The organism is Enterobacter sp. SGAir0187 (assembly GCF_002952735.2).
In the GTDB taxonomy this organism is placed as follows: Bacteria; Pseudomonadota; Gammaproteobacteria; order Enterobacterales; family Enterobacteriaceae; genus Enterobacter; species Enterobacter quasiroggenkampii.
Genome location: NZ_CP025034.2, coordinates 2,943,108 through 2,964,828 on the forward strand (window position 1 = coordinate 2,943,108; position 21,721 = coordinate 2,964,828).

Consider the following 21,721-nt stretch of genomic DNA (forward strand, 5'->3'; position numbering starts at 1 on the left):
AGCCGCCACCCGACATGGACTACAGTTTTGGACCCGCACTCACCAGCGCAGCACCCGCCGGGGTATCGGTATACTTCTCGAAGTTCTCGATAAACAGCTTCGCCAGCGATTCCGCTTTCTCGCGCCACTGCTCCGGCAAACCGTACGTATTGCGCGGGTCGAGGATATGCGTATCCACACCCGGCAGCGACGTTGGGATCGCCAGGTCAAACATCGGCAGCGTGAAGGTTTCGGCGTCGTCCAGAGAACCATCCAGAATGGCGTCGATAATCGCGCGGGTATCTTTGATAGAGATACGTTTGCCGGTACCGTTCCAGCCGGTGTTCACCAGGTAAGCCTGCGCGCCGGATGCCTGCATGCGTTTCACCAGCACTTCAGCATACTGCGTCGGGTGCAGCGACAGGAAGGCCGCGCCGAAGCAGGCGGAGAAGGTTGGGGTTGGCTCCGTCACACCGCGCTCGGTACCCGCCAGCTTGGCGGTGAAGCCCGAGAGGAAGTGGTACTGCGTCTGGCTGGCCGTCAGGCGAGACACCGGAGGCAGCACGCCGAACGCATCCGCCGTCAGGAAAATAACCTTCGTGGCATGACCCGCTTTTGACACCGGCTTCACGATATTGTCGATGTGGTAGATCGGATAAGAGACGCGGGTGTTTTCCGTTTTCGACGCATCGTCGAAGTCGATGGAGCCGTCGGCACGCACGGTGACGTTTTCCAGCAGCGCATCGCGACGGATTGCGTGGAAGATATCCGGCTCGGCCTCTTCAGACAGGCGAATGGTCTTCGCGTAGCAGCCGCCTTCAAAGTTGAATACGCCGTCGTCATCCCAGCCGTGTTCGTCATCACCAATCAGACGACGTTTTGGATCGGTAGACAGGGTGGTTTTCCCGGTGCCGGAAAGGCCGAAGAAGACCGCCACGTCGCCTTTTTCACCGACGTTAGCCGAGCAGTGCATGGAGGCGATGCCCCGCAGCGGCAGCAGGTAGTTCATGACCGAGAACATCCCTTTCTTCATTTCGCCGCCGTACCAGGTACCGCCGATCAACTGGATACGCTCGGTCAGGTTGAAGGCAACAAAGTTTTCGGAGTTCAGACCCTGCTCTTTCCACTGTGGGTTGGTGCATTTCGCGCCGTTCATCACGATGAAATCAGGGGTGAAATCCTGCAGCTCTTCGTCGGTTGGACGAATAAACATGTTTTTCACGAAATGCGCCTGCCAGGCCACTTCGGTGATAAAACGTACGGAGAGACGGGTGTCGGCGTTAGCGCCGCAGAAAGCGTCGACAATAAACAAACGCTTGCCGGAAAGTTGATGGGTGACGAGCCCTTTCAGGTGCTGCCAGGTTTCCGGAGAGAGCGGTTTGTTGTCGTTCTTCCCTTTCCCCTTGTCAGCCCACCACAGGGTATCGCGGGTGGTTTCGTCTCGGACGATATACTTATCTTTCGGCGAACGACCGGTAAAGATACCGGTATCGACGGCGATAGCACCAAGATTCGTCAACACACCGCGCTCGTATCCTTCCAGTGCTGGATTGAGCTCTTCCTGATACAGCGTATCGTAGTCGGGGTTGTAGACGACTTCCTGGACGTCGTGAATACCATAAGCCTTGAGATCTTGCGGGGTTAAACCAGTAACACGCATATCACTGCTCCTTAGCCAATATGTACTGCCTGAAATTGTAGGGTTTTTCTGAGGTTGTTTACCGCGACGGGGCTCATAGATTCACGCATCTGGACAAAACCCTTACTAACGGAAAACGCTGCAACTCCAGTCACAGCGCAGGCGGATTATCGCAGGAATCGCTTTTTGGTTGGGGAAAATGTTCCGAAAAGGTTAAAGTCTGGTGATTTTATCGGAAAGAATGTGAATGTAATCGCATACACGTAAGAAAATTACGTAAGAGTTACATTGGGAAAACGATTCAGCTTGGGTGGTGTTTTTTGCCCCTCAGCCCAGCCCTCTCCCTTTTGGGGAGAAGGTTAAGGTGAGGGGAAGAGAGGTTTAGTGAACCTGCGGATCCGCCGGGGAGGCGTTATTGCGGATCTCAGCGATATCCATCGAATTGAACACATAGTGCGTACCGCAGTAGTCACAGTGCATATCAATTTCGCCGTCTTCCGCCATGATGCTGTCGATCTCTTCATCCGGCAGGGTTTTCAGTGCGCCAGCGCAGCGCTCGCGGGAGCAGGTGCACTTAAACTCCACGGACTGCGGGTCGTAGACGGTCACTTCTTCTTCGTGGTACAGACGCCACAGCACGTCGGTCGCCGACAGGTTGAAAAGTTCTTCCGCTTTGATGGTTTCGGTCAGCGTCGCCAGATGCTCAAAATCATTGGTCTGCGCGTCCTGCGCAGGCAGAACCTGCAGCAGCATCCCGCCCGCAGCAGGCTGGCCGTCCACTTCACCGGTACGGATGAACAGGCGCGTCGGCAACTGTTCAGAACGCATGAAGTAATCTTCCAGGCAGGCTGCGAGGGTATCGCCTTCCAGACCCACCACGCCCTGATAGCGCTCACCTTCCTCTGGGGAGATGGTGATCACCAGGTAGCCATTACCCACCAGCGTTTTGAGGTCAGCATTCTCAGGCACGTCGCCCTGAACGCGCGCCACGCCGCGCATCTGCTGCTGGTTATTGCCGTTGATGACCGCCAGCGTCATCGGGCCGTCACCCTGCAGCTGCACGGTGATATCACCGGCAAATTTCAGCGTCGCCGTCAGCAGGCTGGTGGCAACCAGCAGTTCGCCCAACAGGGTCTTCACCGGCAGCGGGTAGTTGTGGTTTTCCAGAATCTGTTTCCAGGTTTCGGATACGGTGACCAGCTCGCCGCGCACGGCGAATTGTTCAAACAGATAGCGGTGTAATTGGTCGTGTTGGGCCATTTTCATCTCTCGTGCGGGTGAGGGTTACTCGCTCTCACCGTGTTTAAATTTCATCAGATCGCGGCGCTCTTTTTTATCCGGTCGCCGGTCCGGGTGGGGCATGGTCAACGCATTCATTTTGCGCGCCAGCGCGGTCTTCTCGCGCTTTTCAATGCTTTCCACCGTCTCTTCATAAAGCAGGACGGCTTCCGGGGCGGGCCGTCGTTGTTCGGTAATGGCTTTAATCACTACCGTACGTTCATCGTTGCCCTGACGCAGCGTTAAGGTGGCATTCAGCTCAACCAGCTTGCTCGGCTTGCTGCGCTGGCCGTTGTAATGCACCTTTCCGCCGTCAATCATCTCGCGGGCAAGGGCGCGCGTTTTATAAAAACGCGCCGCCCACAGCCATTTGTCCAGTCTTACCCCGTCAGAGGGTTTTTCTTTCATGGCCTCTCCTTCACGGTCAGCGAGGGGATCATCTGGCGGTAGTCGTTCAGTCCAGGATGGCGCAGATAGCTTTTTTCAGCCAGGCCAGAGTCCGGATTGGTGACGCCCAGACAATAGCGAATGCCAAACTTAGCCGCGGAATCCAGAATGGGTTCGCTGTCATCAATGAACAGCGTGCGTTCCGGCTGCAAACCCGTCTCTTCCTTCACCGCATGCCACAACCGCTGATCCTCTTTCGGATAACCAAATGTGTGGGTGGAAAGTAATAAATCAAGGTGTGATGCCAGACCCGTATGCTCCAGCTTCACGGCCAGGTTATGGGGATGCGCGTTGGTCAGCAGAATGCGGCGCTTGCCGCTTGCTTTCAGCGCGTCCAGGAACGGAACCGTATCCTCGCGCAGCACGGCGCGTGGACCCTGGGCGGTGGTCATGGCACAAATATCCAGACCGAGGCGCTCGCTCCAGTAATCAAGACAGTACCAGTTTAGCGTATGTTGCACGGCACTATATTGCGAACGAATGAATGCCTGCGCTTCTGCCGGGGAGATCCCCTGTTGCTCGCCATAGGTTTCTGGAACCAGCGTTTGCCAGAAATAGTTATCAAAGGCGAGATCGAGCAGCGTGCCGTCCATATCCAGCAGAACGGTATCAACCTCCTGCCAGGCGATATCAAGATGCATAAGGGGAACTCCAGCCAGAAGAAACGTGCGCGACAGGGTAGCACATCTTGTCGCGCAACGACGTTATCAGATCAGGCTCTCAGAGGAGGGGATCAGCTTAGGATTAAGGCAGTTTTCGTAATATTGCTGGATCTCGGCAAGCCGGGTGCGCGAGCGCTGGTAGCGGCGCAGTGCCATAAAGCCGTTCCAGAAAATGGCAATCAGCATTGCGGTCATCAGCAGAGAGGTGCCGATGTAACGCCATAGCCCTGCGCTATCCGGCATCCGGTGCAGGCCGATATGGCGAGTGCCGTTGGCGTCGGTGTAGAGGCTTGTGACGATCCCTTCGGCACTGAACGGCGTTTGCATCAGCATCTGCGCCAGGCGCTGGAATTGGCTCCACTGCTCCTGGGCCGGGTAGTCGTAAAGCGCAACCTGCGGGTAAGGCTGATCGACCAGGTCGCTGCCCTCATCGCTGACAATCACAAACCCGCCCGGTGCCGGGCTGTTCAGCGCCTGAGCCGCTCGGGTGGTCTCACGCATCATGAACGGCGACGTGGAGGTGGCGACCAGGTTATCCAGCGATTCAGCGCTCACCGGACGCAGCAGCACGTTGACGCCATCCAGTCGTCCCGCCTCGGCGCGTTTCACCAGCGAGTCCCAGTCTTTACTGTTCCCCAGGTTGACCAGGGCATTTTTAAGACGTATGCACTCATCCTGAGAGGAACAGAGATCCTGCGTTTTCAGAACGATGTCACCAAAATCATCCAGCAGAACCATGCCTGATTTTTGAATGGCCGAGCGCAGCGCAGGGCTGACGCGCGAATCATCGTCCGGTTTCGGGTGCAGCTGGCGGTTAACCGTCTGGGTAAGGGCCGTGGCTTTATTCACCACTTCGGATTCCGGCAGCGGCAGCGGCGGTGCGTCGTTCCAGATAATTTGCGAGCAATCGAACGGCATGAACGGTGAGTTCTGGCGCGTGTTCCACGCCCCCGGCGTGTGAATATTACACATCCCGGTTCCCTTCAGGCGCAGCGTGTCCCCCACGCGGACACCGGCCTCATCCAGCTTGTTGACGCTGGTCGCTTCAATGGTTTGCGCCCCTTTGATCCACGACAGGGTGAATTTGATGGGCATATCCAGCGGCACAAAGAGCAGCAGCATGACTAAGACCAGCGCCGCGCCTCCGGCAATGACCGTGCTGCGAAGCCAGTGCTGAAGCGGGAAATTTTTCACTTCATCATGCAGAGATAAGAAACGCCCCTGACGCACAACATGGCGGTCAAGGTAGATATCAATATCGGTTTTCTGGCCTAAATCCTGCGCGATCCACGGTTGCCAGTGGCGCGGGTAGATCAGGTCAATAATTCCCAGCGAGATATTGTTGAGGTGTTCCTGATCGTTTTCACCGAACAGACCCCAGCGCTTTGGCGTCCCGCGCAGGCAGTGGATCTCGCGCAACGAGGTTTTGGCCGGTGGAGCAAAGAGCCCCCAAAGCCCGCCCGCCAGCAGCAGCACCGCACCGCCCGCCAGCCAGGGGACAAACACATCCGGCGTCAGCAGGCAGATAAAAAAGAGCAGGAAAGCGGCGACGATCAGCAGAGCTTCACGAATGCCGTCCGGGCGGCTCAGGGCGTACTCTTCATGGGTTTCCTGGCGAATGTTCAGCAGTTCAATCTGCTCTGTCTCTTCGCCACGAATGGAGGCCTGCGTTGAACTGGCGCGTTCCAGCGCAAAACGCGGGGCTTCCTGAAGATAGTCATTCAGCGTGTGGCCGTTAAGCGAGATAACCAGGGGCAATGAATCGGTGTGAATCAGCTCAACGCTGTTTTCGTCATTAATGTATTGCTCCCATGACGGAGGCAGATGCACTTCGACGGAATCCAGGTAATAGCGCCATTTGTTGGGGTCATCAGTGGTAATGCCGTAGCGCGTGATGGAACGCGTCACGCAGAGCACGGTGTCACTTTGCGCATTAAGCTTTAGCGCGACGGGCGCAGTGGTGGCTCCCGTTGGCCCAGGCGTGAGCTGAGAACGGTTCAGGATTTCGAGATAGTTTTCAACTGCATCGCGCTCTTCTTGCGTGAGTTTACGCGTGGTCGCGCCCGCAAATGCATTTAAAAAGGGCAGACGATAACGTCGCTGTACGCGACGCCTGTACAACCACCCTGCAACCAATGCGCCGGCCAGCATAGCAGCGAGAACAATCAAAATGGTGCTCATGCTTTCCCCATCTTACTTATCTTCTTACAGGTGTAGTCAGTAGCACCTTTACATTGAATGAGTGTCTGTGGTTGGCTATCGGCAAGTATGGAGTCGAACTTGAGCATTCTGAAGCGCATCCCAGTGACCGGTGATGATAGCAAAGCCTGTTATGGCGCGATATCAGCAAATTCCTGGAAACATTTCAACCTCTTGACATTTGTTTTGAATTGAGGATTGATCCCAAATAAGTTGCATAAATGTAAATAAAGAACAATTGACATTGCCGAAACCGTGCGGCGTATCGCACAATAACCCCAGTTCTCACTGCTAAGACCCATCAAGATGAGCAAACCACTACAAAAACCCACCATTCTGAATGTTGAAACTGTCGCCAAATCGCGCCTGTTTAATGTCGAAAGTGTGGATCTGGAGTTCAGCAACGGTGTGCGTCGCGTTTATGAACGTATGCGCCCCTCGTCGCGCGAAGCGGTGATGATTGTGCCGATTGTCGACGATCATCTGATTCTGATCCGCGAATACGCGGTGGGAACGGAATCTTACGAGCTTGGGTTCTCGAAAGGGCTCATCGACCCGGGTGAAACCGTCTTTGAAGCGGCCAACCGCGAGCTGAAAGAAGAGGTGGGCTTCGGGGCGAATGAGCTTTCATTCCTGAAAAAACTGAGCATGGCGCCGTCCTATTTTTCCAGCAAAATGAATATTGTGGTGGCGGAAGATCTCTATCCTGAATCGCTGGAAGGGGATGAGCCGGAGCCGCTGCCGCAGGTTCGCTGGCCGCTGGCGCATCTGATGGATTTGCTGGAAGACCCTGACTTTAATGAGGCGCGCAACGTGAGCGCGCTGTTCCTGGTACGGGAGTGGTTGAAGGGGCAGGGGCGACTGTAGGCCATAAAAAAAGCCGGGTGGCGGCTTCGCCTTACCCGGCCTACGATGCTTTGCCCGGTTTTTACCGGGCATTTTTATTTTTAGAACAGCTCGTGCGTTTCGCCGTTATCAATAATCTCTGTACCCACCTCATGCACCGCCTGTGTGGTTGGCTGCGTACCTTCGATAAAATACTCGGCACGGCTATTACCGCCGTTAGCGAGCTGGCCGGTGCTGCGGTCAATATTGACCGTCACCACGCCCGGTGGCGGCGTCAGCGGCTGCTCCGGCACGCCTTCAAGAACGGATTTCATGTAGGCATCCCAGGCCGGCTGCGCGCTTTTGGCGCCGCCTTCGTAGCCGGAAATCTGATCTTTAATCGCGCCGGATGCCGTGGTACGGCCTAAATCGCGGCGGTGATCGTCGAAGCCTATCCAGACCGAGGTCACCACGCCGGGACCGTAACCGGAGAACCACGCATCTTTCGAGCTGTTGGTTGTCCCGGTTTTACCGCCGATATCATGGCGCTGCAGATCGCGCCCTGCGCGCCAGCCGGTACCCTGCCAGCCTGGCTCACCGAAGATATTGGTGTTCAGTGCGCTTTTGATCAGGAACGACAGCGGCGTGTTGATCACATGCGGGGCGTACTCCTGCGCGCCGGTCTGTGCGACCAGCGCCTGGTTCGCCTGCTCGAGCTGCGGCTGCGGCACCACGCCGTTCTGCTGCTCCTGCGACACGGCAGGGTCTTCCATGTCCTTATTCTCAAGCACCTCGGATTTCGGCGTATTGCCATAAATGACCGGAATATCGCATTCAGGGCAGGCAATTTTCGGCTTCGCCTCGAACAGCACGCCGCCCTGATCGTTCTCGATCTTGCTGATGAAGTACGGGTCAATCAGGAAGCCGCCGTTGGCCATCACCGAGTATCCGCGCGCGACCTGAAGCGGCGTAAAGGAGGCTGAGCCTAACGCCAGCGACTCGGTGCGAACGATGTTCTGCGCCGGGAAACCGAAGCGCTGCAGATACTCTGCGGCATAGTCGACGCCCATCGCGCGCATGGCACGCACCATCACCACGTTTTTCGACTGTCCCAGACCCTGACGAAGGCGAATCGGGCCGGCATACTCCGCAGGGGAGTTCTTCGGCTGCCAGTCGGAACCCGCACCCGCATCCCAGCGGGAGATCGGCACGTCGTTGAGGATGCTGGCGAGAGTCAGCCCCTTATCCATCGCGGCCGTGTAGAGGAACGGTTTGATATTGGAACCGACCTGACGCAGCGCCTGGGTGGCGCGGTTAAATTTACTCTGGTTGAAATCGAACCCGCCGACCAGGGCCAGTACAGCGCCGTTCTGCGGATTGATAGAAACCAGGGCCGAGTTGACGTCCGGCACCTGCGCCAGCCACCAGGATTCGCCGACCTTGCGCACCCAGATTTGCTGCCCGGTCTGTACCGCATCGGTCACTTTACGCGGCGTGGCGCCCTGCAGGGTATCCGAACGGTACGGACGCGCCCAACGGATACCGTCCATGCGCAGGGAGACGGACGTACCGTCCGCGAGCGTTGCAACGGCTTCCTGAGGATCGGCCTGCGTCACCACCGCAGGAAGGAGCGGACCGTAGGTAGGCAGCGCTCTCAGCGTACTGGTGATTTTTTTGCTGTCCCACGCGCTTTCGCCCACCTTCCAGAGCACGTTTGACGGGCCGCGATAGCCGTGACGCATATCGTAGTCCATCACGTTGTTGCGTACCGCTTCCTGCGCCGCCTGCTGCACTTTACGGGTGACGGTGGTGTACACGCGATAGCCATCTTCATAGGCCTTGTCGCCATAGCGATTCACCATCTCCTGGCGAACCATTTCGGTCAGGTAAGGCGCAGAGAAGGCGATCTCCGGGGCGTGGTAGTTAGCGTCAATGACGTCGTTGCGCGCCTGGTCATACTCGCTCTGGCTGATATAGCCTTCGCTCAGCATACGTGACAGGACGACGTTACGACGGGCAGTGGCGCGGTCGAGCGAGTAGAGCGGGTTAAACGTGGACGGCGCTTTTGGCAAACCGGCGATGGTGGCCATTTCGCTTAAGGTGAGCTGCTCAACAGGCTTACCGAAGTACACCTGCGCGGCCGCCCCCACGCCATAGGCACGGTAGCCCAGGTAGATTTTGTTGAGGTACAGCTCAAGGATCTCGTCTTTGCTCAGCAGCTGCTCAATACGGATCGCAAGGAACACCTCTTTGATCTTACGGGTCAGCGTCTTTTCAGGGCTGAGGAAGAAGTTACGTGCCAGCTGCTGCGTAATGGTGCTCGCCCCCTGAGAGGCGTGACCAGAGAATAGCGCAATGCTCGCGGCACGGAAAATCCCCACCGGATCGACACCGTGGTGCTCGTAAAAACGGCTGTCCTCCGTGGCGATAAAGGCTTTCACCATCACCGGGGGGATTTGGTTTAAGGTCAACGGAATACGACGCTTCTCGCCATACTGCGCCATGAGCTCGCCATCGGCGCTATAGACCTGCATCGGGATCTGGAGACGCACATCGCGAAGCGTGGCGACATCAGGTAGCTGTGGCTCAATATATTTGTACAAACCGTAAATCGAGCCTGCTCCCAGCAGAATGCAACAGACTGCAAGGATGAATAAATACTTTACGAACTTCACCGGAGATTTCCCATTTGGTTTCACTTGGGCAGTTTCTAAACAATCGCGCGGTAGTATAAAGGCAAGCCTGATTCATTGATATAGCCGTCAGGGCGACGGGCGATAAGGAGATCGTGAAGCATGGCCTTCAAAACATGGCAAACGGGCGTTCATATTCAACAGGATAGGGTGCTGATCGTGGCGCTGGCCCGGGAGAAGTCCGGCTGGCGTCTGCGGCGCTGGTGGGCAATCCCGCTGGCCAAAGACATCATTCGTGACGGCAAAATTTGTCAGCCAGAACAGCTGGTTGATGCGTTACGCGACTGGCGAAAAACGCTGCCGCACGCTCATCGGGTGTTCCTCTCTTTCCCGGCAGCACGCACCCTGCAGCGGTCGCTTCCCCGTCCGACCGTTGCGCTGCGCGACAGCGAGCAGCTTTCATGGCTTGGCGCCGCGCTCGCCCGCGAACTGGAGATGTCTGCCGATACGCTCTGTTTCGATTATGCGCAGGATACTTTCAGCAATACCTTTCACGTGACGGCCGCACAAAACAACGAGGTCGACACCCTTCTGGCGCTGGCGAAAACGCTGCGTTTGCGGCTGGTGACCATTACCCCGGATGCCAGCGCACTGACGAATCTTCTTCCTGCGCTGGCACCGGCGCAGTGCGTCGCCTGGCGGGACGATCGGCAGTGGCTCTGGGCGATGCGCCACCAGTGGGGACGCCGCTTAACTACCGAAGCAGAAAACGTGGCCGCGCTGGCGGCGCTGCTGGCTCTGGAGCCGGATGACATCGCGCTGTTTGATCGCCAACGTGACCCGTGGGAAATCCTGGCGCGCTGTCATGCTCCGCTGCCGGAATGCGGCGCTGACTATACCGTCGCGCTGGCGTTGGCCATGAGCGAGGTGCCCGAATGAGCATCCTGAACTTTCTGCCCTGGCGACAGCAGCGGCGTACGCGATGCCTGCGTTTCTGGGGCGCAATGTGTGTCGGCACAGTGCTGTTGCTATTCGTGGTCTTTTTCTGTCTGCGGATGAACCATCTCCTGAGGCTGCGCGCGCTGCAAACGGATCTGACGGGAATGCAGTCCGTGCAGCATGCGCTTGTCGCCCGACAAAGACTGACCGCACAGGCGCAAATGCCCGTGCAGGCCCTGCAACGACGCGCATGGCAACCGGTGCTGGAATCCCTTTCCAGCGCCATTCCTTCACAGGTCTGGCTGACAGAGCTGCGCTATCAGCCGTCTGCGCTGATATTGACCGGTTATGCCGTCACCCTGCCGGCCCTCTCTGCCCTGCGCGATGGACTGGGACAACTCGCGGGCTTTACGTCCGGGACGGCGGGCGAGCTTCGGCAGGATAGCCGGGGGCACTGGCTGTTTACGCTTCATCTCAAAAGCGAGGAGTAACGCGTGAATACCCTGGTAGAACGCTGGTGCGAAAGCCGTTCACGGCATCGGATACTCTGCTGGTGCCTGGGGAGTTTCCTGGCAGGACTGGTCGCGTGGGGGGCGTTGCTCAGACCGGTAGACAAGCAGTGTGCTGAACAACAACGCCAGCTGATTGAAGATGTGAGCACGAACGCGGCGTTATGGCCTGCCGTCAGAAAGGTGCCGTTTCGTCCGGACGCTTTAAAAGCCCGGGTGCTGACGCCGTTCTCCCCCCTCGATTTCCAGGGCGATAACACGACGCTGGTTCACTGGAAGCCGCTGCAAAATGGAGGGGAGCTGGCGCTGGATGCGGAGTGGCAGGCCATTCCGGAACTTTTTTCCCGGTTGGCACAGCAGGATGTGCAGATCGCGGCTTTCACGATTTCGCCACAAGGTTCGGCGTTACGCCTGCAGCTGGAGCTGGAACATGCGAAATAGCGCGCGATCTATGCTGGTTTGCTCGGTACTGCTATTAACCGGTATGCGCGATCCGTTTCGTCCCCCGGACGATCCTTGCGCCATTGGCGAGCTGGCGCAGTGGCACTTTCGCGGCATGGTGGAAGGGCAGGAGACTATCGGCATTTTACAGGATGGGCAAAAGCGCTGGTACCGGCTGAAAACGCATGAGCGCTTCCCGGCAGGCTGGAGGATAACAGCCATCAATGCAGCGGAGCTGGCAGTTGATGTGGGTGACACCTGTGACCCGGGAAAATGGACGTGGCAACGAGAAGGAACGGATAAAAATGAATTTACGGATAATGCTGTGGCTGCTGGCGTTCAGCCATCCCCTGTGGGCCGCCGAGCCAAAACCGGTCACGCTGGTGGCGGATGACGTTCCTGTGGTTCAGGTGTTACAGGCCCTGGTCACACAGGAGAACCGTAATCTGGTGGTATCGCCTGATGTCAGCGGCACGCTTTCGCTTAACCTGACGCGCGTCCCCTGGCGGCAGGCGTTGCGGACGGTTGTCACCAGTGCCGGACTCGTCTTGCGCGAGGAAGGCGGCATTTTTTATGTGCATACCGCGGCCTGGCAGCGTGAGCAGCGGGAGCGTTCAGAGCAGGAACAGGCGCGTCGACAGCTTGATGCCCCGCTGGTCACTCAGGGCATTCCCTTTTCCTATGCCGACGCCGGGGAGCTGCAAAAAGCCGCGGAAAAACTCCTGAGCCCAAAGGGGAGTTTGTCTGTCGACACGCGTACCAACCGCCTGCTGATCCGCGATAACCAGGCTGCGGTGGATTCGCTGCAGCGCTGGGCCGCCCAGATGGATATTCCTGTCGAGCAGGTGGAACTGGCGGCGCATATTGTGACCATTAATGAAAAAAGCCTGCGTGAGCTGGGGGTGAAGTGGAATCTCGCCGACGCTACCGACGCGGGCAAGGTTGGACAGCTCACGACGCTGGGCAGCGATCTTTCCGTCGCCAGCGCCACCAGCCACGTGGGTTTTAATATCGGGAGGATCAATGGTCGGCTGCTGGATCTGGAGCTCTCAGCGCTGGAGCAAAAACAGCAGGTCGATATCATCGCCAGCCCGCGGCTGCTGGCCTCGCACGGGCAACCGGCCAGTATCAAACAGGGCAGCGAAATTCCGTATCAGGTCTCAAGCGGGGAAAGCGGCGCCACCTCCGTTGAGTTTAAAGAGGCGGTACTCGGAATGGAGGTCACACCGGTGGTATTGCCGGGGGGACGCGTGCGCCTGAAACTACACATCAGCGAAAATATGCCGGGGCAGGTTCTGCAGCAGGCCGATGGCGAAACGCTGGCTATCGACAAGCAGGAGATAGAAACCCAGGTGGAGGTAAAAAGTGGAGAAACGCTGGCGTTGGGCGGAATTTTTTCCCAGAAGAACAAAACCGGCAGTGACAGCGTACCCGGTCTGGGAAGCATCCCCTGGATTGGGACGTTTTTTCGTCATGACGGGAAAGACAACGAACGGCGTGAATTAGTGGTGTTTATTACACCACGTCTGGTCGGTATTCGCTGACGGGTAACGATCCCCGCAATGATTTTGCATTCAGTTTGTTGCAGATGTTTGACGTGGGGCATGAATTAGCATACAAGGAGTACCGATTTGAGTTGGACTTACGTCTTATTACCTTATGCGCCCGGCGCGGTGATTTAATCAGTTGCCAAACAAGCCGGAGTATTGAGATAATTTTTAGTCTGACTCTCGCTCTATTGCATATGAGGTTTCAGTTCATGTCCTGCTTCGCCGGGTGTCTGCGAAGCGGGGATTACCATTAACGAATAGTCTTAGTAGTACCGATAAAATGGCAGAGAAACGCAATATCTTTCTGGTTGGGCCTATGGGTGCCGGCAAAAGCACTATTGGGCGTCAGTTAGCTCAACAACTCAATATGGAATTTTACGATTCTGATCAAGAGATTGAGAAACGAACCGGAGCTGATGTGGGCTGGGTTTTCGACGTAGAAGGCGAAGAAGGTTTCCGTGACCGAGAAGAAAAAGTGATCAACGAACTCACGGAAAAACAGGGCATCGTTCTGGCAACAGGCGGCGGCTCTGTGAAATCTCGCGAAACCCGCAACCGTCTCTCCGCCCGTGGCGTAGTGGTCTATCTTGAGACGACCATTGAGAAACAGCTGGCACGTACGCAGCGCGATAAAAAGCGTCCGCTGCTGCAGGTTGAAACGCCACCACGCGAAGTTCTGGAAGCGTTGGCCGATGAACGCAATCCGCTGTATGAAGAGATTGCCGATGTGACCATTCGTACTGACGACCAGAGCGCTAAAGTGGTTGCAAACCAGATTATTCATATGCTGGAAAGCAACTGATTCTGGCTTTATATACACTCGCCTGCGGGTAAAAGCATTAAAGGTGGATGTCGCGTCATGGAGAGGATTACAGTTACTCTCGGGGAACGTAGTTACCCTATCACCATCGCGGCTGGTTTGTTTAACGACCCAGCTTCCTTTTTACCACTGAAAGCGGGTGATCAGGCGATGCTGGTCACCAATGAGACGCTGGCTCCGCTTTATCTCGACCGTGTGCGCCACCTGCTTGAGCAGGCGGGCGTAAAAGTCGACAGTGTGATTCTCCCCGATGGCGAGCAGTATAAAAGCCTGACGGTACTGGATACCGTCTTTACCGCATTGCTGCAAAAACCGCATGGTCGCGATACAACACTGCTTGCCCTGGGCGGCGGTGTTGTGGGCGATCTGACCGGCTTTGCGGCCGCAAGCTATCAGCGTGGTGTCCGCTTTATTCAAATCCCTACCACGCTGCTGTCCCAGGTCGACTCCTCTGTGGGTGGCAAAACGGCAGTGAACCATCCGCTCGGCAAAAACATGATTGGCGCGTTCTATCAGCCCGCATCGGTGGTGGTGGATCTCGACTGTCTGAAAACCCTGCCCAAGCGCGAGCTGGCTTCGGGTCTGGCGGAAGTGATCAAATACGGCATTATTCTGGACGGCGAGTTCTTTAGCTGGCTTGAAGAGAATATGGATGCGCTGCTGGGCCTCGATGAGGCAAAACTGGCATACTGCATTCGTCGTTGCTGTGAGCTGAAAGCAGAAGTTGTTGCCGCAGACGAGCGTGAAACGGGCTTACGTGCTTTACTGAATCTTGGGCATACGTTTGGTCACGCGATTGAAGCCGAAATGGGTTACGGCAACTGGCTGCACGGTGAAGCCGTCGCGGCCGGCATGGTGATGGCTGCCCGCACCTCTGAACGCCTTGGGCAGTTCAAACCGGAAGAGACGGCACGTATCATTGCGCTGCTTGAGCGTGCAGGTTTGCCGGTGAACGGGCCGCAGGAGATGTCGGCGCAAGCGTATTTACCCCACATGATGCGCGATAAAAAAGTATTGGCAGGTGAGATGCGTCTTGTACTCCCGCTTGCAATAGGGAAGAGTGAAGTGCGCGGCGGAGTGCCGCATGATGTCGTTCTTGGCGCTATCGCTGACTGTCAGCAGGCGTAACAACTAGAAAGGTCAGGCCACTGTCGCAGGTGGTCGTTTAGCTTCAGGTGAAATGCAAAGTCGTTGGCATAAGCCTTTGAGTGGGGTGTTAAATGGATGAATTCAAACCAGAAGACGAGCTGAAACCCGATCCCAGCGATCGTCGTACTGGTCGTTCTCGTCAATCTTCAGAACGTGATAACGAGCCGCAGATCAACTTTGACGATGTTGATCTGGATGCAGACGATCGTCGCCCTTCGCGCAGCCGCAACGCGCACGAAGAGCGAGCAGAAGAGGATTATGAGTCCGAAGAAGATTCAATGGACGAACAGCCTGTAGAGCGTCGCCCGCGTAAACGTAAAAAAGCCGCTGCGCCAAAACCGGCTTCCCGCCAGTACATTATGATGGGCCTTGGCGTTCTGGTACTTGTGCTGCTGATTGTCGGCATTGGCTCCGCGCTTAAAGCACCGTCAACAAACTCAACCGAGCAAACGGCTTCCGCTGAGAAGAGCATTAACCTTTCCGGTAACGATGCGTCCAATCAGGCGAATGGCGCACAGCTAGCGCCGGGTGCTACTTCCGCAGAGCAGACCGCCGGTAACACCACAGCGCCGCAGGATGTTTCTCTGCCGCCCGTTTCTTCAACCCCAGCTCAGGGTCAGGCACCTGTTGCGCCTGAAGGTCAGCAGCGTGTGGAAGTTCAGGGAGACCTGAACAATGCGCTGACGCAGCCGCAGAACCAGCAGCAGGTGGATAACGTCGTGGTTAACTCTACGCTGCCAACTGAACCTGCAACCGTTGCCCCGATTCGCGGCGGTAACGCTCAGCCGCAAACGGCCGCGACGGAAACCAAACCGCACCAGACGCAGACTACAACACGTCCTGAGCGTAAGCAGGCAGTGATTGAGCCTAAGCGTGAAACCAAACCTCAGGCAGTGGTAAAAGCGCCTGAAGTGAAAGCCGTACCGGCCCAGCCGAAACACACTGAAACGGCTGCCGTGAGCGAGCCTGCTAAAGCGCCCGTCACGCAGACTGCGCCGAAAGCCACGGCGACCACCACGGCACCGGCTGCCACAGCGGCGCCAGCAGCGACGGCAACAGCCTCCAGCAGCGCGGCAGGTAAAACGGCAGGCAACGTTGGATCGCTGAAATCTGCGCCATCCAGCAACTACACGCTGCAGCTGAGCAGTTCGTCTAACTATGACAACCTCAACAGTTGGGCGAAGAAATCAAATCTGAAAAACTACGTTGTTTATCAGACGACCCGTAACGGTCAGCCCTGGTACGTGCTGGTGAGCGGTGTTTATTCGTCCAAAGATGAAGCAAAACGTGCCGTAGCGGCGCTGCCAGCTGATGTTCAGGCGAAGAACCCATGGGCGAAGCCGATTCATCAGGTTCAGGCCGATCTGAAGTAATGTTTAAAGCGCAGGATGCTGTCGGAGCTTTCTCCACAGCCGGAGAAGGTGTAATCAGTTAGTCAGCATGAAAAAAAATCGCGCTTTTCTGAAATGGGCAGGGGGGAAATACCCCCTGCTCGATGATATTAAAAAGCACCTGCCTGAAGGCGAGTGCCTTATCGAACCTTTCGTGGGTGCGGGATCGGTGTTCCTCAACACCGATTTTTCTCGTTATATCCTGGCGGATATCAACAGCGACCTTATCAGCCTCTATAACATCGTTAAGCTGCGTACCGATGAGTATGTCGCCGAGGCGCGCAAACTGTTTACGCCCGAGAACAACAACCCGGACGTTTACTACCAGTTCCGCGCGGAGTTTAACCAGAGCCAGGATCCGTTCCGCAGAGCCCTGCTGTTCCTCTATCTCAACCGGCATGGTTACAACGGCCTGTGCCGGTATAATCTTCGAGGGGAATTTAACGTGCCGTTTGGCCGCTATAAGCGCCCGTATTTCCCACAGGACGAGCTGTATCACTTTGCCGAAAAAGCACAGAACGCGGAGTTCCATTGCCTCTCCTATGAAGAGTGTATGGAGCTGGCTGGCGTAAATTCGGTGGTTTACTGTGACCCGCCATACGCGCCGCTGTCTGCGACGGCGAACTTCACCGCCTATCACACTAACAGCTTCAGCCCTGCCGAGCAGGCGCGCCTGGCGGAGATGGCGGAAAAGCTGGTCAGCAAAAGAATTCCGGTGTTAATTTCGAATCACGACACGCCTGATACGCGCGAATGGTACAAAGCCGCGAAGCATTTTCAGGTTAAGGTGCGGCGTAGCATTAGCAGCAACGGCGGCACACGTAAAAAGGTGGACGAACTCCTGGCTCTTTATCGCCCCTGAGCCGTTTTGCCCGCCGGTAAACACATTTCAAGGAGAAGCGGATGAAACAGTTTTTGATTGCTCCCTCAATTCTGTCGGCCGATTTTGCCCGCCTGGGTGAAGACACTGCCAACGCACTGGCGGCTGGCGCGGATGTCGTCCATTTCGACGTGATGGATAACCACTACGTTCCTAACCTGACCATCGGTCCGATGGTGCTCAAGGCGCTGCGTAACTATGGCATCACCGCCCCGATCGACGTTCACCTGATGGTGAAACCGGTTGATCGCATCGTGCCTGACTTTGCCGCGGCGGGTGCCAGCATCATTACCTTCCATCCGGAAGCCTCTGAACATGTGGATCGCACGCTGCAGCTGATCAAAGAGAACGGCTGTAAAGCGGGTCTGGTGTTTAACCCGGCCACGCCGCTGAGCTATCTCGATTATGTCATGGACAAGCTGGACGTGATCCTGCTGATGTCCGTTAACCCGGGCTTTGGCGGCCAGTCATTCATCCCCCACACGCTGGATAAGCTGCGTGAAGTCCGCCGTCGTATTGACGAGTCAGGCTACGATATTCGTCTGGAAGTGGACGGCGGCGTGAAAGTGAATAACATTGGTGAAATTGCGGCGGCAGGCGCGGATATGTTCGTTGCCGGTTCAGCCATTTTCGACCAACCGGATTACAAAAAAGTCATCGATGAAATGCGCCGCGAGCTGGCGAAGGTAAGTCATGGATAAATTACAGGCTATTCGGGGTGTGGCATTCGACCTCGACGGTACGTTGGTCGACAGCGCGCCGGGCTTAACGAGCGCCGTCGATCAGGCGCTGTATGCACTGGAACTGCCCGTTGCGGGCGAAGATCGTGTGATTACATGGATTGGCAACGGTGCCGATGTCCTGATGGAGCGCGCGTTGACGTGGGCGCGTCAGGAGCGTGCGTCACAGCGTTTCGCGCAGGGGAAACCAAGCGTCGATCACGCCGATATCCCGCAGGAAGAGCAACTGCGTATTCTGCGCAAACTGTTCGATCGTTTCTATGAAGAGACCGTCGAGGAGGGCAGTTTCCTGTTCCCTGACGTTCAGGAAACGCTGAACGCGCTGCACGCGAAGGGCATCCCGTTGGGGCTGGTGACCAACAAGCCAACCCCGTTCGTTGCGCCTCTGCTGGAAGCGCTCGATATCGCGAAGTATTTCTCCGTCATTGTAGGCGGCGACGATGTGCAGAATAAAAAGCCGCATCCGGAACCGCTGCTGCTGGTGGCAGGAAAATTATCCTTAACGCCTGCGGAGCTGCTCTTTGTCGGCGATTCCCGCAATGATATTCTGGCTGCCCGCGCGGCTGGGTGTCCTTCCGTGGGGTTAACCTATGGCTACAACTACGGTGAAGCCATCACGCTGAGTGAGCCGGACGTCGTTTTCGACCACTTCAAAGATTTGTTGCCCGCACTCGGGCTTTCGCACAGTGAACATCAGGAATTGAATAATGACTAAGCCCATCGTTTTTAGTGGCGCACAGCCTTCAGGTGAATTGACCATTGGTAACTACATGGGTGCGTTACGTCAGTGGGTCAGCATGCAGGATGACTACCATTGCATTTACTGCATCGTCGATCTCCATGCGATTACCGCGCGTCAGGATCCTGAGAAGCTGCGCAAAGCCACGCTGGACACCCTGGCGCTGTATCTGGCCTGCGGTATTGATCCAGAGAAGAGCACCATCTTCGTTCAGTCTCACGTGCCGGAGCACGCGCAGCTGGGCTGGGCGCTGAACTGCTACACCTATTTCGGCGAGCTGAGCCGCATGACCCAGTTCAAGGATAAATCCGCGCGCTACTCTGAAAACATCAACGCCGGTCTGTTTGACTATCCGGTGCTGATGGCGGCAGACATTCTGCTGTACCAGACTAACCAGGTCCCGGTGGGTGAAGACCAGAAGCAGCACCTGGAGCTGAGCCGTGATATCGCCCAGCGCTTCAACGCGATCTACGGCGATGTGTTTAAAGTGCCTGAGCCTTTCATTCCGAAGTCCGGCGCGCGCGTGATGTCGCTGCTGGAGCCGACCAAAAAGATGTCCAAGTCTGACGATAACCGCAACAACGTTATCGGCCTGCTGGAAGATCCGAAATCGGTGGTGAAAAAACTCAAGCGCGCGGTCACGGACTCCGATGAGCCGCCTGTCGTGCGCTACGACGTGCAGAACAAAGCGGGCGTCTCCAACCTGCTGGATATCCTCTCCGGCGTCACCGGCCAGAGCATCCCTGAGCTGGAAAAACACTTCGAAGGCAAGATGTACGGCCACCTGAAAGGCGAAGTAGCAGATGCCGTTTCCGGCATGCTGACCGAGCTGCAGGAGCGTTATCACCGCTACCGAAACGACGAAGCTTTCCTGCAGAAAGTGATGAAAGAGGGCGCGGAAAAAGCCAGCGCGCGCGCGTCCGAAACCCTGAAAGCGGTGTATGAAGCGATTGGGTTTGTTGCGAAGCCTTGAGTCTGCTTGCCGGGTGGCGCTTACGCTTACCCGGCCTACAGGATCGTGTAGGTCGGGTAAGGCGAAGCCGCCACCCGACAAAAAACCGTTCTACGCCAACAAAAAAACCGGGATGTCCCGGTTTTTTTACGCCTGTAAAACGCTTACTGCTGCGCTGCCGGGCCGCAACCACCGATGATTTTCGAAATGGAGATCGCCGGGTGCAGCAGATAATCGTAGCTGCAGTTATTTTTGGTGTTCTGTACGTGACCGGTGCAGGCCGTCAGCGTCGATAACAGGCCAACCAGAACGGCGGCTTTTGCCAGTTTGAACATATGCATTCCTTGTCTAAAAAATGGATGTAATACGAGGGAATAAATGGAAAAGTTCCACTATGCGGGCGGTATGTTATCGGTAGGCGTAAGAGGGGAGTAGTCCGCTTAAGGACTACTCCAGGAAGGGAGAATATGCGTTAGTGATTTGAGAACCAGTTCAGCCTGTCGCGCAGTTCAACCACGCGGCCCACCACAATCAGCGCCGGGCTTTCAACCTGCTGCGCCAGCTCACCGAGCTGCGTCAGCACGCCATCCACCACGCGCTGCGTAATGGCGGTGCCGTTTTCGACCAGCGCGACGGGCATATCCGCATTCATACCGTGCTCCAGCAGCTTCGCCTGAATCGTGGCGGCCTGATTGAGCCCCATGTAGAACACCAGCGTCTGCTTTTCAGCGGCCAGGTTATGCCAGTCCATCTCGCTGCCGGTCTTCAGGTGGCCCGTCACCAGACGCACGCTCTGAGCATAGTCGCGGTGGGTCAGCGGAATGCCAGAGTACGCTGAACAGCCGGATGCCGCCGTAATGCCCGGCACGACAGAAAACGGAATGCCCGCGTCGCACAGGGTTTCCAGCTCCTCGCCGCCGCGACCAAAGATAAACGGATCGCCCCCCTTCAGGCGCACCACGCGCTTACCTTTCTGCGCCTCGCGCAACAGGATCTGGTTGATCTCCTCCTGCGGCACGCAGTGGTAGCCCGCCCGTTTGCCCACGAAGACGCGGTCGGCATCGCGACGGACCAGATTCATGATGTCATCGGACACCAGACGGTCGTACACCACAATATCGGCCTGCTGGATCTGCTGTAGCCCTTTCAGCGTCAGCAAACCCGCATCACCGGGGCCTGCGCCCACCAGCACCACTTCACCGCGATGGTCCAGCGGTTCGCTCAGCAGCTGTTCGGTCGTCTCTTCAACGGCTTTGGTGTCCTGATTCGCCAGCGACTGCGCCAGCCTGTCGTTCACAAAGAATTTTTCCCAGAAGCGACGGCGCTCGCCCACGGTCGCGAAGGTTTGCTTCACGCGTGAACGCAGCTGCCCGGCATAATGCGCAATCTGGCCAAGATGCTGGGGCAACAGGGCTTCCAGTTTTTCCCGCAGCAGACGCGCGAGAACCGGCGAACGTCCCCCGGACGAGACTGCAATCATCAGCGGCGAGCGGTCGATAATCGACGGCATGATAAAGCTGGCCTCTTTCGGCGCATCCACCACGTTGCAGAAGATACGACGTACCTCGCAGGCGTCACTCACGCGCTGGTTCACTTCATCGTCATCCGTCGCGGCAATGGTTAGCCAGCAGGTATCCAGCAGGGATTCATTAAACGCGCCCTGTTCCAGCGTGAGCATCCCTTCCTGAGCCCAAACCTCAAACTGGGGAGCGAAGGTAAGAGCGTTAACGGTCAGGCGGGCGCCAGCCTCTAACAGCAGGCGCGCTTTGCGCTCGGCCACGTCGCCGCCGCCCACGAGCAGGCAGTCGCGGTTGCGTAATTGACAAAAAATCGGCAGGTGATCCACGACGTTACCTCACAGCATTCATGGCGGGGGAAGAATTGACGTCAGGATAACAGCAGGAATCGTACAGAACATACGGTTTTTCCTGCCGTTACCCATAAGGGGT

Annotated in this window: 21 protein-coding genes; 13 read left to right on the forward strand and 8 right to left on the reverse strand. The window is 56.7% G+C overall.

Going from position 1 to position 21,721, the window contains the following annotated elements:
- Positions 1-19: 19 nt before the first annotated feature.
- The 5 genes from pckA to CWR52_RS14070 form a co-directional block, all read right to left on the reverse strand.
- Positions 20-1,639, reverse strand: a complete 1,620-nt coding sequence (gene pckA / locus CWR52_RS14050; protein WP_104949954.1) for a phosphoenolpyruvate carboxykinase (ATP) — start codon at positions 1,637-1,639, stop codon at positions 20-22.
- A gap of 360 nt (positions 1,640-1,999) precedes the next feature.
- Complete coding sequence (gene hslO, locus CWR52_RS14055; protein WP_161495995.1) at positions 2,000-2,884, reverse strand: Hsp33 family molecular chaperone HslO; 885 nt, start codon at positions 2,882-2,884, stop codon at positions 2,000-2,002.
- Positions 2,885-2,902: 18 nt separating this feature from the next.
- Positions 2,903-3,304 (reverse strand): ribosome-associated heat shock protein Hsp15, encoded by a 402-nt coding sequence (gene hslR, locus CWR52_RS14060; protein WP_104949955.1) that lies wholly within the window; start codon positions 3,302-3,304, stop codon positions 2,903-2,905.
- Complete coding sequence (gene yrfG / locus CWR52_RS14065) at positions 3,301-3,984, reverse strand: GMP/IMP nucleotidase (RefSeq protein ID WP_048027692.1); 684 nt, start codon at positions 3,982-3,984, stop codon at positions 3,301-3,303. Before yrfG ends, hslR begins: the two co-directional genes overlap by 4 nt.
- 66 nt (positions 3,985-4,050) lie before the next feature.
- Entirely contained in the window at positions 4,051-6,186 is a 2,136-nt protein-coding gene (locus CWR52_RS14070; RefSeq protein WP_104949956.1) for an intracellular growth attenuator family protein, read from the reverse strand.
- Positions 6,187-6,510: 324 nt separating this feature from the next.
- Between CWR52_RS14070 and nudE the strand changes: the two genes are divergently transcribed.
- Entirely contained in the window at positions 6,511-7,071 is a 561-nt protein-coding gene (gene nudE, locus CWR52_RS14080; protein WP_008503041.1) for an ADP compounds hydrolase NudE, read from the forward strand.
- 80 nt (positions 7,072-7,151) lie between these two features.
- On the opposite strand, the gene mrcA is transcribed toward nudE, so the two are convergent.
- Positions 7,152-9,704: a peptidoglycan glycosyltransferase/peptidoglycan DD-transpeptidase MrcA gene (gene mrcA, locus CWR52_RS14085; RefSeq protein WP_104949957.1), complete on the reverse strand. Its 2,553-nt coding sequence runs from the start codon at positions 9,702-9,704 to the stop codon at positions 7,152-7,154.
- Between the two features lie 120 nt (positions 9,705-9,824).
- Here mrcA and pilM point away from each other — a divergent pair, with 120 nt between their 5' ends.
- From pilM to trpS, 12 genes are all read left to right on the forward strand, one after another.
- Entirely contained in the window at positions 9,825-10,601 is a 777-nt protein-coding gene (gene pilM, locus CWR52_RS14090; protein ID WP_104949958.1) for a pilus assembly protein PilM, read from the forward strand.
- Positions 10,598-11,092: a PilN domain-containing protein gene (locus tag CWR52_RS14095; protein ID WP_104949959.1), complete on the forward strand. Its 495-nt coding sequence runs from the start codon at positions 10,598-10,600 to the stop codon at positions 11,090-11,092. Before pilM ends, CWR52_RS14095 begins: the two co-directional genes overlap by 4 nt.
- Before the next feature lie 3 nt (positions 11,093-11,095).
- Positions 11,096-11,551 carry a HofO gene (locus CWR52_RS14100; RefSeq protein WP_104949960.1) on the forward strand — a complete coding sequence of 152 codons (456 nt, stop codon included), beginning with the start codon at positions 11,096-11,098 and terminating at the stop codon, positions 11,549-11,551.
- On the forward strand, positions 11,541-11,945 hold the full coding sequence (locus CWR52_RS14105; protein WP_104949961.1) for a HofP DNA utilization family protein: 405 nt from the start codon (positions 11,541-11,543) through the stop codon (positions 11,943-11,945). Before CWR52_RS14100 ends, CWR52_RS14105 begins: the two co-directional genes overlap by 11 nt.
- Entirely contained in the window at positions 11,857-13,095 is a 1,239-nt protein-coding gene (gene hofQ / locus CWR52_RS14110) for a DNA uptake porin HofQ (protein WP_104949962.1), read from the forward strand. Before CWR52_RS14105 ends, hofQ begins: the two co-directional genes overlap by 89 nt.
- Positions 13,096-13,381: 286 nt before the next feature.
- The gene (gene aroK, locus CWR52_RS14120; RefSeq protein WP_003861630.1) at positions 13,382-13,903 is read left to right on the forward strand and encodes a shikimate kinase AroK; all 522 of its coding nucleotides are present in this window, start codon (positions 13,382-13,384) and stop codon (positions 13,901-13,903) included.
- A 57-nt stretch (positions 13,904-13,960) separates the two neighbouring features.
- The gene (aroB, locus tag CWR52_RS14125) at positions 13,961-15,049 is read left to right on the forward strand and encodes a 3-dehydroquinate synthase (protein ID WP_023326225.1); all 1,089 of its coding nucleotides are present in this window, start codon (positions 13,961-13,963) and stop codon (positions 15,047-15,049) included.
- A gap of 92 nt (positions 15,050-15,141) precedes the next feature.
- The gene (gene damX, locus CWR52_RS14130) at positions 15,142-16,443 is read left to right on the forward strand and encodes a cell division protein DamX (RefSeq protein ID WP_104949964.1); all 1,302 of its coding nucleotides are present in this window, start codon (positions 15,142-15,144) and stop codon (positions 16,441-16,443) included.
- A gap of 67 nt (positions 16,444-16,510) precedes the next feature.
- A complete protein-coding gene (gene dam, locus CWR52_RS14135) occupies positions 16,511-17,323 on the forward strand; it encodes an adenine-specific DNA-methyltransferase (protein ID WP_008503033.1) in 813 nt (270 codons plus the stop codon).
- A gap of 41 nt (positions 17,324-17,364) precedes the next feature.
- The gene (gene rpe / locus CWR52_RS14140) at positions 17,365-18,042 is read left to right on the forward strand and encodes a ribulose-phosphate 3-epimerase (RefSeq protein WP_008503032.1); all 678 of its coding nucleotides are present in this window, start codon (positions 17,365-17,367) and stop codon (positions 18,040-18,042) included.
- A complete protein-coding gene (gph, locus tag CWR52_RS14145; protein ID WP_104949965.1) occupies positions 18,035-18,796 on the forward strand; it encodes a phosphoglycolate phosphatase in 762 nt (253 codons plus the stop codon). The genes rpe and gph overlap by 8 nt, the downstream gene beginning before the upstream one ends.
- Positions 18,789-19,793 (forward strand): tryptophan--tRNA ligase, encoded by a 1,005-nt coding sequence (gene trpS / locus CWR52_RS14150; protein WP_024907925.1) that lies wholly within the window; start codon positions 18,789-18,791, stop codon positions 19,791-19,793. Before gph ends, trpS begins: the two co-directional genes overlap by 8 nt.
- A gap of 143 nt (positions 19,794-19,936) precedes the next feature.
- On the opposite strand, the gene CWR52_RS14155 is transcribed toward trpS, so the two are convergent.
- Both CWR52_RS14155 and cysG read right to left on the reverse strand, forming a co-directional pair.
- Positions 19,937-20,107, reverse strand: a complete 171-nt coding sequence (locus tag CWR52_RS14155; RefSeq protein ID WP_008503029.1) for a YhfL family protein — start codon at positions 20,105-20,107, stop codon at positions 19,937-19,939.
- A 137-nt stretch (positions 20,108-20,244) separates the two neighbouring features.
- On the reverse strand, positions 20,245-21,618 hold the full coding sequence (cysG, locus tag CWR52_RS14160) for a siroheme synthase CysG (protein WP_104949966.1): 1,374 nt from the start codon (positions 21,616-21,618) through the stop codon (positions 20,245-20,247).
- Positions 21,619-21,721 lie beyond the last annotated feature (103 nt).

Coding starts and splice junctions, on each gene's coding strand:
- nudE (WP_008503041.1), top strand. CDS start 6,511: ATGAGCAAACCACTACAAAAACCCACCATTCTGAATGTTGAAACTGTC.
- CWR52_RS14105 (WP_104949961.1), top strand. CDS start 11,541: ATGCGAAATAGCGCGCGATCTATGCTGGTTTGCTCGGTACTGCTATTA.
- aroB (WP_023326225.1), top strand. CDS start 13,961: ATGGAGAGGATTACAGTTACTCTCGGGGAACGTAGTTACCCTATCACC.
- yrfG (WP_048027692.1), bottom strand. CDS start 3,984: ATGCATCTTGATATCGCCTGGCAGGAGGTTGATACCGTTCTGCTGGAT.
- gph (WP_104949965.1), top strand. CDS start 18,035: ATGGATAAATTACAGGCTATTCGGGGTGTGGCATTCGACCTCGACGGT.
- pckA (WP_104949954.1), bottom strand. CDS start 1,639: ATGCGTGTTACTGGTTTAACCCCGCAAGATCTCAAGGCTTATGGTATT.
- pilM (WP_104949958.1), top strand. CDS start 9,825: ATGGCCTTCAAAACATGGCAAACGGGCGTTCATATTCAACAGGATAGG.
- trpS (WP_024907925.1), top strand. CDS start 18,789: ATGACTAAGCCCATCGTTTTTAGTGGCGCACAGCCTTCAGGTGAATTG.
- rpe (WP_008503032.1), top strand. CDS start 17,365: ATGAAACAGTTTTTGATTGCTCCCTCAATTCTGTCGGCCGATTTTGCC.
- hslR (WP_104949955.1), bottom strand. CDS start 3,304: ATGAAAGAAAAACCCTCTGACGGGGTAAGACTGGACAAATGGCTGTGG.
- hofQ (WP_104949962.1), top strand. CDS start 11,857: ATGAATTTACGGATAATGCTGTGGCTGCTGGCGTTCAGCCATCCCCTG.
- hslO (WP_161495995.1), bottom strand. CDS start 2,884: ATGAAAATGGCCCAACACGACCAATTACACCGCTATCTGTTTGAACAA.
- damX (WP_104949964.1), top strand. CDS start 15,142: ATGGATGAATTCAAACCAGAAGACGAGCTGAAACCCGATCCCAGCGAT.
- dam (WP_008503033.1), top strand. CDS start 16,511: ATGAAAAAAAATCGCGCTTTTCTGAAATGGGCAGGGGGGAAATACCCC.
- aroK (WP_003861630.1), top strand. CDS start 13,382: ATGGCAGAGAAACGCAATATCTTTCTGGTTGGGCCTATGGGTGCCGGC.
- CWR52_RS14095 (WP_104949959.1), top strand. CDS start 10,598: ATGAGCATCCTGAACTTTCTGCCCTGGCGACAGCAGCGGCGTACGCGA.
- CWR52_RS14155 (WP_008503029.1), bottom strand. CDS start 20,107: ATGTTCAAACTGGCAAAAGCCGCCGTTCTGGTTGGCCTGTTATCGACG.
- CWR52_RS14070 (WP_104949956.1), bottom strand. CDS start 6,186: ATGAGCACCATTTTGATTGTTCTCGCTGCTATGCTGGCCGGCGCATTG.